We start from the raw sequence: 11482 nt of genomic DNA on the forward strand, positions 1-11482 counted from the left end.
AGGGATTTGCTGAATAGAATTGAACTAAGTTGAAGAGTGCGACGCAACAGAAGACGAAAAGAAATCTGGAGCCAAGTACAAAACATAAAACCAAAGCTTACGGCGAAGAGCTGAAGGCTAAAAGCGAAAACAAGTATGTCATTATTAAGGTACGAATCACAGGTAAGGGAACCATTGGTTGATGGTCACAAAACCTACCACGATGTTACAGAGGATATTTGTAAGCCGGTGGAAGCTGCTCCCACACGTTTGTGGTGGATCGGTTTCATTATTTCGGTTGCCCTCCTGTTATTTGGTGCAGTGAGCCTTTATAAAGAGGTTGTGTACGGTACAGGTATGTGGAACCTGAACAAAACCATCGGATGGGGTTGGGATATCACCAACTTCGTATGGTGGGTAGGTATTGGTCACGCCGGTACGCTGATCTCTGCAATCTTGTTGCTCTTCCGCCAGGGATGGAGAACGGGTGTAAACCGTGCTGCAGAAGCGATGACCATCTTTGCGGTAATTTGTGCGGGTCAGTTCCCGATCTGGCACATGGGTCGTGTATGGATGGCCTTTTTCGTAATGCCTTACCCCAACACTCGTGGTCCTTTATGGGTGAACTTCAACTCACCATTGTTGTGGGACGTATTTGCGATCTCTACTTACTTTACGGTATCTCTTTTATTCTGGTATAGCGGTTTGATTCCTGATATGGCCACTTTGCGTGACCGTGCTAAAAAGAAATGGGCAAAAGCATTCTATGGTGTTGCTTCTTTCGGCTGGACAGGTTCTACCAAACACTGGCAACGTCACGAAAGCTTATCACTGGTATTGGCCGGTTTAAGTACGCCACTCGTATTGTCAGTACACACAATCGTATCATTCGACTTTGCTACATCGGTTATTCCCGGTTGGCATACCACCATCTTCCCTCCCTACTTCGTTGCGGGTGCCATCTTCTCCGGTTTTGCCATGGTGCAAACACTGATGCTGGTTACACGTAAGATCATGAACCTGGAAGATTATATTACTATCAGCCACATTGAAAACATGAACAAGGTGATTGTATTAACCGGTTCTATTGTGGGTTGTGCTTATTTAACAGAGTTGTTCATGGCATGGTACAGTGCCGTGAAGTACGAACAGGATATTTTCTTCAAATACCGTATCGCCGGTCCTTACGGATGGAGCTACTGGTTAATGATGACCTGTAACGTAATTACGCCACAGTTGTTCTGGAGCAAAAAACTGCGCCGCAACATTGCCTTTACTTTCTTAATGAGTATTGTGGTAAACGTGGGTATGTGGTTCGAACGTTTCGTAATCATCGTATCATCTCTTTACCGTGATTACCTGCCTTCTTCATGGTCGGTGTACTATCGTCCAACCATTTGGGAAGTTGGTTTCTACCTCGGTTCTTTCGGTTTGTTCTTTACCTGTTACTTCCTGTTCTCGAAATACTTCCCTGTAATTGCGATTGCAGAGATCAAGCATGTATTGAAGAAGAATGGCGAAAGCTACAAGGAACAAATGGATGGTATTGAAGAGCAAAGTGTGGAAGAGTTTGCACACGAACATGCACACGCACATTAATTTGAACAAAAGCTGAAAGCTAAAAGCTAAAAAATATGTCTGTAAAAAAATTCGTAGTTGGCTGTTTCGATGATGAAAAAACGCTGTTTCCTGCGGTGAAGAATACCCGCAAAGCAGGTTATAAGATTCATGATGTATATACGCCTTTCCCCATCCATGGTTTAGACCATGCAATGGGATTGCGTGATACCAGTTTGCATACAGCCGGCTTTATTTATGCCCTTACCGGTACAACTACTGCCTTAACTTTCATGAGCTGGGTATTTACCAAAGACTGGCCTTTGAACATAGGTGGTAAGCCGCATTTTCCTTTACCTGCTTTCATTCCAATTGTGTTTGAATTAACGGTATTGTGTGCAGCGGTGGGCATGGTGCTTACATTTTGTTACCTCTGCCAGCTGGCTCCGTTTGTAACCAAAGATCATTTTCACTTGCGTGCAACAGACGACTTGTTTGTAATGCCGATTGAAGTGACGGATAAAACAAACGTAGAAGAAGTAAAGGCTTTTTTCAAAAATGCCGGAGCCGTAGAGGTGTTTGAAAAAGAAGCAGAGACCGGTTGGTGGTTAGGTCGTTACGACAAAGCGAAAAAAGCATTTGAAAAAGAAGAAATCGTTACAGCATAAACATATTGCAATGCGTTCAACAAAGATTGTTACACTTGGATTGGTTACAGTAGTATTGGCAGCAGCAGCCTGCAATAACGGCCCCCGCCGTGAGCCGGGCAAAATTTATATGCCCGATATGGCTTACAGCCGTGCAGTAGAAACCTATGCTGACCACAGCAACCTTACTGAAGCCGGTATTTATTACGATGCTACTCCTGTAGCTGGTACAGTAAAGCGTGGTGGTGTTGCATCGTTTCCTTTAGCGAAAGATGCTGCCGGCGATACCGCAAACTACGTGGCATCTAAACAAGTAGTAAATCCGCTCCCTGCCCTTAACGAAAAGGATATGGCTGAGGCAAAGCGTTTATACAACGTTAACTGTGGTATCTGCCACGGCGAAAAACTGGACGGTAATGGTCCAATTTATAAAGGTGGCGATGGCCCTTACCCTGCAAAGCCGGCTACATTGGTGGGCGATGCAAAATATGAGAACATGCCTGCGGGCCAAATGATGTACTCGGTTACCTATGGCAAAAACCTGATGGGTAGCTATGCATCGCAATTGAGCACCAAACAACGCTGGATGGTTATTCACTATGTAAAGAGCATGCAGCCGGGTGGTGTAAAACCAGTAGCAGCAGCAGATACAACTGCAAAGCCTGCAGCAGACACAACAGTTAAGGCAACGAAATAAGAATTACCAAACTAACATTCAACTATAAACGAAGTTCAATGGCACTGAAAGAACAATTTGAAATACCGGGCGGATTAAAAAAATGGAGTTATGCATTGATGGGTGTAGGTGTATTAACCCTCATCCTCGGTGTAGTGTTTCTGCATCCGTTTTCTGGTGGTCACGGTGAAGGTCATGGTGCAGAAGCGTATGGTGCTACCAAATTCTGGATGGCATTAATGCACAACAGCATCTTCTGGTTATTGGTGGTAGCTGCCAGCTTCTTTTTTATTGCTGCTACAACATTGGCGCAGGCTGGTTGGCCGTTGGTGTTCCGCCGTGTACCCGAAGCAATCTCCGGTGCTATGAATGTGTTAGGTCCCATTGCGCTTGTTATTCTGTTAGGATATGTTTGGGTTTCTGATGATCATCACATTTATCATTGGAAAGATGTAGAGCACGTAAAGCACGATGAAAAATTATTACACAAGAGTGGTTTCTTAAACCCAATGTTCTATACCATTTTGTCTGTAACTGCAGTTGGTTTGTGGATGTGGTTCCGCCATTCGTTCCGTAAGCTGTCGCTTGCAGAAGATCTTGCGCAAAAGGGCGAACGTTCTTTCTACTGGAAATCGTTGGCAATTGCAGCTGCGTTTCTGGTAACCTACGGCTTAACAGTTTTAAGTACGTTGCCGTGGATGTGGTTAATGAGCATTGATGCACATTGGTACAGCACCATGTACAGCTGGTACACTTTTGCAAGCTCATGGGTTGCAGGTTTATCACTCATCATGTTATTTGTAGTGTACCTCAAAAACCAGGGTTACCTCGAATATGTGAACGAAGAGCACATTCACGATATTGGAAAGTTCATGTTTGCCTTTTCTATCTTCTGGACATACCTGTGGTTCTCACAGTTTATGTTGATCTGGTACAGTAACCAGCCCGAAGAAACAGCATACTTTATTGATCGCTTAGGTTTTGGTGGTAAAGGCGAGGGTACTTTCAGAGGTATCTTCCTTCTGAACCTCATCATCAACTTCCTGGCTCCGTTGTTAATTCTGATGCGTCGTGGCTCAAAGCGTAACTACACTGTAGTAACGTTAATGGCGGTGATCATCATCTTCGGCCACTGGCTCGATTTTTATCAAATGATCACTCCCGGTCCGTTGAAAGAATTAGGTAAAGAATCAAACTCACTCGGCCATTTTGTTTTCAGTCTGGGCGTAGGTGCAGGTTTCCTCGGTTTGGTTATTTTCCTTACAGCGAAGTATCTAACAAAGGCTCCGTTGTTACCGAAAAACCATCCGTTGGTGAAGGAAAGTATCATTCACCATACCTGATAATTGAACATAAGAAAAACAATTGACCAACTATAAATAATTTGCGCAAGCTATGACTACTACAACATATCTGATCATTGCAGCAGCCGTCCTGGTGTTTATTGTCATCTTCCAGATTGCGAAGGCCAGCGAATATGTGAGTGTATTAAAAGGTGAAGAAACATCACGCAAGCAAAATAACCGCATCAATGGTTTTATGCTGCTTGGATTTATGATTGTTGGCTTTATTGCTGTTTACTACTGCAATAAGCTGTTATATAAAACAACATTGTTCCCGCAGGGGTCTGCTTCTGTTGAAGGCGAAAAGTTTGATGAGATGTTTATGATCACTACGGCTGTAACAGGCCTGGTGTTTGTAATTACACAGTTTCTTCTTTTCTTCTTTGCATGGAAGTACCAGGAAAAAGAAGGTCGTAAAGCTTTTTATTTCCCTCACAACAACAAACTCGAATTAGTGTGGACAGTTGTTCCGGCTATCTTCTTAACAGTACTGGTGGTATTTGGTTTGCGTTTCTGGTTCCGCATCACATCAGATGCTCCAAAAGGTGCATTGGAAGTTGAAATTGTTGGTAAGCAATTTGGCTGGATGATGCGTTACCCTGGTAAAGACAAAATTTTCGGTAAAACATATTTCCGTGTTATCAGCGATGCAAACAGTAATCCGTTTGGTCAGATCTTCGAAGATAACGAAGAGCTGAAGCTGAAAGCTGATCCTACAAACTTCGACGATGTGGTTACCACACAAACGATGTACATCGTTAAAGGCCGCCCCGTTAAATTGATCATTGGCAGCCGTGACGTAATTCATGACGTTGGTTTGAACCATTTCCGTTTAAAGATGGATGCGGTACCCGGTATTCCTACTACACTTTGGTTTACGCCGAAGTACACTACCAAAGAAATGAAAGAGCGTACCGGCAACCCCAATTTCGTATATGAAATTGCCTGCGATCAGATGTGCGGTAACGGTCACTATTCAATGAAAGGAATTATTGAAGTTGTTACACAGGAAGAATTTGATATCTGGATGGCGAAACAAAAGCCAAATTATTACCTGGCGTTTCCCGACAAAGATCCCAGCGCAATAAAACCCGCAGCTGATTCAACAGCAGCTGTAACTGCTGCAGATAAAAATGCTGTAGCTATTAATAAATAATTGTATTGTCAATAGAACTGAATAAAAAAAGATTATGAGTAACGAGACATCACATGTGCATTCTTCTACCGTAAGCGTTCCGCATGAAACGCATCACGAAGTGCATCATGGTCATCACCATGAAACCTTCCTTACGAAGTATGTATTCAGTCAGGACCATAAAACCATTGCCAAGCAGTTTTTAATTACCGGTATGTTCTGGGCATTGCTGGGTGGTTTGTTCTCTGTTATTTTCCGTTTGCAACTCGGTTTCCCCGATGCAAAGTTTCCGTGGATGGAAGCCTTGCTGGGTGAATGGGCAAAAGGTGGTCAGCTGCAGGCCGAAGCTTATTATGCATTGGTAACCATGCACGGTACTGTGCTTGTGTTCTTTGTATTAACTGCAGGCTTAAGTGGTACGTTCTCTAACTTCCTTATTCCTTTGCAGGTGGGTGCACGTGATATGGCATCACCTTTCATGAATATGCTTTCTTACTGGTTCTTCTTTATTGCCAGTGTAGTAATGCTTTCTTCATTGTTTGTACAAACAGGTCCATTTAGTGGTGGCTGGACAGCTTATCCTCCGTTGAGTGCATTGGGTGAAGCATCTCCCGGTTCGAAAGTGGGTATGGACTTGTGGTTGGTATCAATGGCTTTGTTCGTAGTATCATCATTACTTGGTGGCTTGAACTACATTGCTACAGTACTCAACATGCGTACAAAAGGTATGAGCATGACGAGAATGCCGCTCACTATCTGGGCGTTCTTCTTTACCGCAGTATTGGGTGTATTGTCATTCCCTGTATTGTTCTCAGGTTTTATCCTGCTCATCTTCGATCGTCATTTCGGAACAAGTTTCTACCTCAGCGATATTTATATTAACGGACAGGCGCTTCCAAACGAAGGCGGTAGTGCAATTCTCTACCAGCACTTGTTCTGGTTCCTTGGCCACCCTGAAGTATACATTATCCTGTTGCCGGCAATGGGTATGGCATCAGAGATCTTATCGGTTAACAGCCGCAAACCAATCTTTGGTTATATGGCGATGATCGGTTCTTTATTCGCCATTACAATCTTGGCGTTCCTGGTATGGGCACACCACATGTTTGTAACCGGTTTGAACCCGTTCCTCGGCGCCTTCTTCGTACTGCTAACGTTATTGATTGCGGTACCAAGTGCCATCAAAGTATTTAACTGGTTAACTACAATCTGGAGAGGTAACATCCGCTTTACACCTGCCATGCTGTTTGCATTAGGTTTTGTGAGCTTGTTCATCTCTGGTGGTTTAACAGGTATTTTCTTAGGTAACTCTGCACTGGATATTCAGTTGCACGATACCTATTTCGTAATTGCGCACTTCCATATTGTAATGGGTGTGGCAAGTATGTTCGGTATGTTCGCCGGTATCTATCATTGGTATCCGAAAATGTATGGCCGTTACCTCAACAACACACTCGGTTATATTCACTTCTGGATAACGATGGTTGGTGCGTACCTCATCTTCTGGCCAATGCACTACGAAGGTTTAGCAGGTATGCCACGTCGTTACTACAAGTACGATATCTGGGAATCTTTCAAACAGTTTGGAGAGCTGAATAAGTTCATCAGTATTGTTGCCATCATCGTATTCCTGGTGCAAATACTGTTCATCTTTAACTTCTTCTACAGCATCTGGAAAGGAAGAAAAGTAACAACTCAAAACCCTTGGGGCGCTAATACTTTGGAATGGACAACACCAATCAACCCGGGTCATGGTAACTGGGATGGTGAAATTCCTGAAGTACACCGTTGGGCATACGATTATGGTAAAGACGGGCAAGATCATATCGCTCAAACTGTACCTGTAGGTGCAAACGAGAGTAAACATTAATTGAACCGACACGATACGTGTCGATATGAACGAACATTTTGAGCAAGACACAGGCAGATAGCAAGCAGCCCAAAACGGGTATTAGAGGTAAGATAGAAGATTACAGACAGCTCATTAAGTTCACGCTCAGTTTTACAGTGGTGTTCAGCAGCGTAATTGCGTACATGCTTGCACCCAATGTAGTTGAATATGATTTTGGAAGCATCTTGTTGTTGTTGTTGGGTGGTATGCTGGTAACAGGTAGTGCCAACGCAATAAACCAGATAGCAGAAAAAGATACAGATGCAGTAATGAAACGCACTGGTACAAGACCAGTCGCAAGCGGTCGAATGAGTGTGCAGGAAGCCACAACGTTCGCTTTCATTGCAGCAATAACAGGTTCTTTGATTTTAGGTTTGTACTTCAGTTGGTATGCAGCGGGCTTATCGCTCATCAGTTTATTTATTTACGGCTTTATTTATACGCCGCTTAAAAAAGTAAACTCCATTGCAGTATTGGTTGGTGCTCTTCCCGGTGCGTTACCATGTTTAATTGGCTGGGCAGCTGCTTACGATGGCGAAAGTTTTTCGTGGACAGGAGGCTGGATACTATTTGCGATTCAGTTTCTTTGGCAGTTTCCTCACTTTTGGGCAATAGCATGGGTTGCACATACCGATTACAGTAAAGCAGGATTTAAACTGCTTCCATCCGATAAAGGACCAACGAAGTTTACCGCTATCCAAACAGTTATTTATTCGTTACTGATGATACCTGTTGGCATGCTACCTTACTTTTTTAACATGAGTGGCGTAGTAAGTATGTGGGTACTGATTGCGGCAAACCTGTTTATGGTTGTACAATGTGTACGGCTGTATATGAATATGGATGTAAAGAGTGCAAGAAGAGTAATGTTCAGCAGCTACATATATTTACCAATTGTACTGCTTGCATTGCTGGCCGATAAAATTGCACAGCAATAACAAGGTAGCAAAACTGCAAATGCAGTTGAGAATAAAATGCGTTTGAAAGATGGAGAAGGTTATGAGTAGTGAACGAACACAAAAAATGCACCCCCATCGGTTTACTTTGTGGGTAGCAATAGGTAGTATTTCAATGATGTTTGCCGGGTTTACCAGTGCATACATTGTAAAAAGTAACCAGGCCGGATGGCAGGCCGTGCAAGTGCCAAAGATCTTTTATTTGTCAACCGTGCTAATGATAGCCAGCAGTGTAACAGTTTTTCTGGCACAAAAGGCAATGAAGGGGAGAGAAATGGCAAGGTATCGTTTGCTGATTTCGGCAACGGTAATATTGGGATTGGCTTTTGTGGCAACACAGTTTATTGGTTTTACAGAACTGTGGGCAAACAAAATCACGTTCAGTGAAAGTGTGGCAGGATCGTTCTTTTACATTATTACGGGTGTACATGCACTGCACGTTGCAGGCGGTATTATTGCGTTAACTGTTTTGTTTTTCCGTGCGTACAACAGCAAAACAAAATATTACAGCACAGCACCTGTTGAAACTGCCGGATTATACTGGCACTTTGTAGATATTTTATGGATTTACCTGTTTGTATTTTTCTTACTGGTATCCTGATTTTTAAAAATTGAGAACAATTAAAAACTGATAAATGGCACAAACAGTAGCAGCAAACACAAAATGGTGGAGTGGTGGTAAAAGCCCCTTCAATGTGGAGTATGGCAAGTTGATGATGTGGTATTTCTTAATGAGTGATGCGTTTACATTCGGCGCATTCCTGATTGCGTACGGTACAGTACGTGTATCGAGCCCATCATGGCCCGATCCAAACTTTGTGTTTCAATCCTTCCCCTTCTTAGGTAGCGGATTACCACTGGTGTTTGTGAGTTTAATGACGTTTATCCTCATTGTAAGTTCGGTTACAATGGTGTTGGCTGTACACGAAGGCCATCACGGTAATAAAAAAGGTGTAATCAAATGGATGCTCTGGACCATCATTGGTGGCTTGGCGTTTCTTGGTTGCCAGGCTTGGGAGTGGACACACCTGCACCACGAAGGCGCATGGTGGGGTCATAATCCTTTCCCGAATGCAGATGGTACGGTTGCTTCAACCAACTTCTCTAACTTCTTCTTTACTATCACTGGTTTCCATGGTTTTCACGTGTTCTCCGGTGTGGTAATCAATATCATTATCACCATCATGACGTGGAGAGGTGTATTCGAAAGAAGAGGTCATTACCTGATGATTGAAAAAGTAGGTTTATACTGGCACTTTGTAGATCTCGTTTGGGTGTTTGTATTCTTATTCTTCTATCTCGTTTAACCTTTTTCAATAACTATCATTCTGAAATAATTTATATATGGAACATCAAACATTTGGAGGAGAAGTAACATTTCCGCACGGTGCACCAACCGACGATTCGAAGAAGCGGATCTGGAGAACAACCTTCATCCTTTCAGGAATTACAATCGTTGAATTGATTCTTGGTTATGTTATTTACAACATGCACAAAAGTGCAGATGTAAACCACAGCCTTATTTTGGCTATCAAAGGTGTAATCATCATCCTTTCATTGGCAAAAGCTTTTTACATCGTTTCTATTTTCATGCACCTTGGTGATGAAATCAGAAACATGATCATGACCATTGTTGTGCCGCTGGCATTGTTCATCTGGTTTATCGTTGCCTTTTTGTGGGATGGTAACTCCTGGAAAAACCTTCGTAACGAGTATCGTCCGAAAACACCGGTGAAATACGAACAGAAGGCTGAACCGGCACATGGCGGAGCGCATGAAGGCGGATTGAAATAATTATTGTTCTTGATTCATATTCGTCCCGGTTTTCCTTTAGCAGGAGTATCGGGACGATTTTTTTAGCAGCGAATGAAACGTGTATGAGTAAAAAAGGATTTTTAGGGTTAATACTTGCGGTAGGCATACCGGTACTGAGTTATTACATTGTGAAGTGGAGCAGCGAAGGTTCGGTTGAAATGCCGAGACGTTACTTCTTCGATACGGTTACAGAAAAAACGGTAAAGGGCAAGCTTGTAAAAGATACAGTATGGCACAAGGTTGCCAACTTTACATTCACTAACCAGCTCGGTAAAACGGTGAGTGTTGATTCGTTAAAAGGGAAAATCCTAGTGGTTGACTATTTCTTTACCCGCTGCCCCAACCCTTGTCCTACACTTACTCGTAACATGAAGAAAATGCAGGATGCATTTTTAAAAACAGATTCGCTGGTGCATTTTATATCATTAACCGTTGATCCGCCGAGAGACAGCGTGGAAGCTTTGAAACGGTATGCCGACAAATACAAAGTACGGCACAACAACTGGTGGTTCCTTACGGGCGATAAAAAAGCTATTTACGATTTAGCTTACAACGAATTTAAAGCAGCAACCATTGATGGTGGCGAAGTAGATACTGCTTTCCTGCATACCAATAAATTTTACCTGCTCGATAAAGACAGGGTAATCCGTGGCTGGTACGACGGAACAGATACCGTTGCTATGGCAAAGCTGGCAAAAGATATTGGCTTACTGTTTTTGGAAAAAGACAAAAAGAAAAAGCGAAACCTGTTTAGAAAATAATCATCCAAGCATTCGGTAATATGTCAAGTTACAAAGAACACAGAAGAGGAAAAGCATTGCCTCCTGCAATTGAAAAGAACGATAAGCTGGCGTACGTACTTATTTTTATTGTGAGTATTATTGTATTTGCTGCAGTGTTTTTTTTAAAGAATGTGGAACTTAAGGTAAACCTTGGTTTTGATAAACACATTTTTGCACGGTTGAATGCACTCATTAATACGTTTGTGGCGCTGTTTTTATTGGGCGCATTGTTTGCTGTAAAGGACAAACGTTACCGTACGCATAAAAAATTAATGCTGTGGGCCATTGCCTTTTCTGTATTGTTTCTTGTTTCTTATATCTGCCATCATTTATTTACAGGCGAAACAGCATACGGTGGCAGTGGTTTGATAAAACTGGTGTATTACTTTATTCTTATTACACATATTGTTTTAGCAGGTATCATTCTTCCTTTTATTTTGTTTACAGCTTATCGTGGTTTAACCGCAGAGTTTCACAAACATAAAAAGTTGGCCCGCATTACCTGGCCTTTGTGGTTTTATGTGGCTGTTACCGGTGTTATTGTGTACCTCATGATCAGTCCTTATTATACATAATACCGGCATCATTATTTTTTAAATGGGAATTATTCATCGTAATGATTCCCATTTTTCTTACCGTAACTTTCAGAAACAGGCTGTTTCTTGCGGCAAGCCGGCTCGTAGTTTTCGACACTAAAATGA

The 11482-nt window shown here is 42.5% G+C and carries 12 protein-coding genes; all 12 read left to right on the forward strand.

Translation table 11 applies throughout. The annotated features are described in order from the left end of the window. Positions 1-135: 135 nt before the first annotated feature. The 12 genes from nrfD to IQ13_RS05950 all read left to right on the forward strand — a co-directional run bounded on the left by nrfD (position 136) and on the right by IQ13_RS05950 (position 11356). Positions 136-1578, forward strand: a complete 1443-nt coding sequence (gene nrfD, locus IQ13_RS05895) for an NrfD/PsrC family molybdoenzyme membrane anchor subunit (protein ID WP_144885186.1) — start codon at positions 136-138, stop codon at positions 1576-1578. 35 nt (positions 1579-1613) lie between these two features. Beyond that, the gene (locus IQ13_RS05900) at positions 1614-2204 is read left to right on the forward strand and encodes a DUF3341 domain-containing protein (RefSeq protein ID WP_144885187.1); all 591 of its coding nucleotides are present in this window, start codon (positions 1614-1616) and stop codon (positions 2202-2204) included. 10 nt (positions 2205-2214) lie between these two features. Continuing rightward, positions 2215-2880 carry a c-type cytochrome gene (locus tag IQ13_RS05905; RefSeq protein WP_144885188.1) on the forward strand — a complete coding sequence of 222 codons (666 nt, stop codon included), beginning with the start codon at positions 2215-2217 and terminating at the stop codon, positions 2878-2880. A gap of 38 nt (positions 2881-2918) precedes the next feature. Further along, entirely contained in the window at positions 2919-4202 is a 1284-nt protein-coding gene (locus tag IQ13_RS05910) for a quinol:cytochrome C oxidoreductase (RefSeq protein ID WP_144885189.1), read from the forward strand. A gap of 52 nt (positions 4203-4254) precedes the next feature. Continuing rightward, positions 4255-5358 carry a cytochrome c oxidase subunit II gene (locus tag IQ13_RS05915; protein WP_144885190.1) on the forward strand — a complete coding sequence of 368 codons (1104 nt, stop codon included), beginning with the start codon at positions 4255-4257 and terminating at the stop codon, positions 5356-5358. A 34-nt stretch (positions 5359-5392) separates the two neighbouring features. Then, complete coding sequence (locus IQ13_RS05920) at positions 5393-7207, forward strand: cytochrome c oxidase subunit I (protein ID WP_144885191.1); 1815 nt, start codon at positions 5393-5395, stop codon at positions 7205-7207. A 38-nt stretch (positions 7208-7245) separates the two neighbouring features. Beyond that, entirely contained in the window at positions 7246-8166 is a 921-nt protein-coding gene (gene cyoE / locus IQ13_RS05925; protein WP_242009487.1) for a heme o synthase, read from the forward strand. A gap of 49 nt (positions 8167-8215) precedes the next feature. Beyond that, positions 8216-8785: a cytochrome c oxidase subunit 3 gene (locus IQ13_RS05930; protein ID WP_242009488.1), complete on the forward strand. Its 570-nt coding sequence runs from the start codon at positions 8216-8218 to the stop codon at positions 8783-8785. 34 nt (positions 8786-8819) lie between these two features. Continuing rightward, positions 8820-9491, forward strand: coding sequence for a cytochrome c oxidase subunit 3 (locus IQ13_RS05935; RefSeq protein ID WP_144885192.1), 672 nt, complete (start codon positions 8820-8822; stop codon positions 9489-9491). 37 nt (positions 9492-9528) lie between these two features. After that, positions 9529-9978, forward strand: a complete 450-nt coding sequence (locus IQ13_RS05940) for a cytochrome C oxidase subunit IV family protein (RefSeq protein WP_144885193.1) — start codon at positions 9529-9531, stop codon at positions 9976-9978. A gap of 83 nt (positions 9979-10061) precedes the next feature. After that, positions 10062-10760, forward strand: coding sequence for an SCO family protein (locus IQ13_RS05945; protein ID WP_144885194.1), 699 nt, complete (start codon positions 10062-10064; stop codon positions 10758-10760). Between the two features lie 20 nt (positions 10761-10780). After that, positions 10781-11356 carry a DUF420 domain-containing protein gene (locus tag IQ13_RS05950; RefSeq protein ID WP_144885195.1) on the forward strand — a complete coding sequence of 192 codons (576 nt, stop codon included), beginning with the start codon at positions 10781-10783 and terminating at the stop codon, positions 11354-11356. Positions 11357-11482: the final 126 nt, after the last annotated feature.

This window comes from Lacibacter cauensis, from assembly GCF_007830055.1.
In the GTDB taxonomy this organism is placed as follows: domain Bacteria; phylum Bacteroidota; class Bacteroidia; order Chitinophagales; family Chitinophagaceae; genus Lacibacter; species Lacibacter cauensis.

Bases quoted from the DNA above. Each gene is read 5' to 3' on its own strand.
- IQ13_RS05945 (WP_144885194.1), top strand. From the start codon at position 10,062: ATGAGTAAAAAAGGATTTTTAGGGTTAATACTTGCGGTAGGCATACCG.
- IQ13_RS05935 (WP_144885192.1), top strand. From the start codon at position 8,820: ATGGCACAAACAGTAGCAGCAAACACAAAATGGTGGAGTGGTGGTAAA.
- IQ13_RS05900 (WP_144885187.1), top strand. From the start codon at position 1,614: ATGTCTGTAAAAAAATTCGTAGTTGGCTGTTTCGATGATGAAAAAACG.
- IQ13_RS05915 (WP_144885190.1), top strand. From the start codon at position 4,255: ATGACTACTACAACATATCTGATCATTGCAGCAGCCGTCCTGGTGTTT.
- IQ13_RS05910 (WP_144885189.1), top strand. From the start codon at position 2,919: ATGGCACTGAAAGAACAATTTGAAATACCGGGCGGATTAAAAAAATGG.
- IQ13_RS05930 (WP_242009488.1), top strand. From the start codon at position 8,216: ATGGAGAAGGTTATGAGTAGTGAACGAACACAAAAAATGCACCCCCAT.
- IQ13_RS05920 (WP_144885191.1), top strand. From the start codon at position 5,393: ATGAGTAACGAGACATCACATGTGCATTCTTCTACCGTAAGCGTTCCG.
- nrfD (WP_144885186.1), top strand. From the start codon at position 136: ATGTCATTATTAAGGTACGAATCACAGGTAAGGGAACCATTGGTTGAT.
- IQ13_RS05950 (WP_144885195.1), top strand. From the start codon at position 10,781: ATGTCAAGTTACAAAGAACACAGAAGAGGAAAAGCATTGCCTCCTGCA.
- IQ13_RS05905 (WP_144885188.1), top strand. From the start codon at position 2,215: ATGCGTTCAACAAAGATTGTTACACTTGGATTGGTTACAGTAGTATTG.
- IQ13_RS05940 (WP_144885193.1), top strand. From the start codon at position 9,529: ATGGAACATCAAACATTTGGAGGAGAAGTAACATTTCCGCACGGTGCA.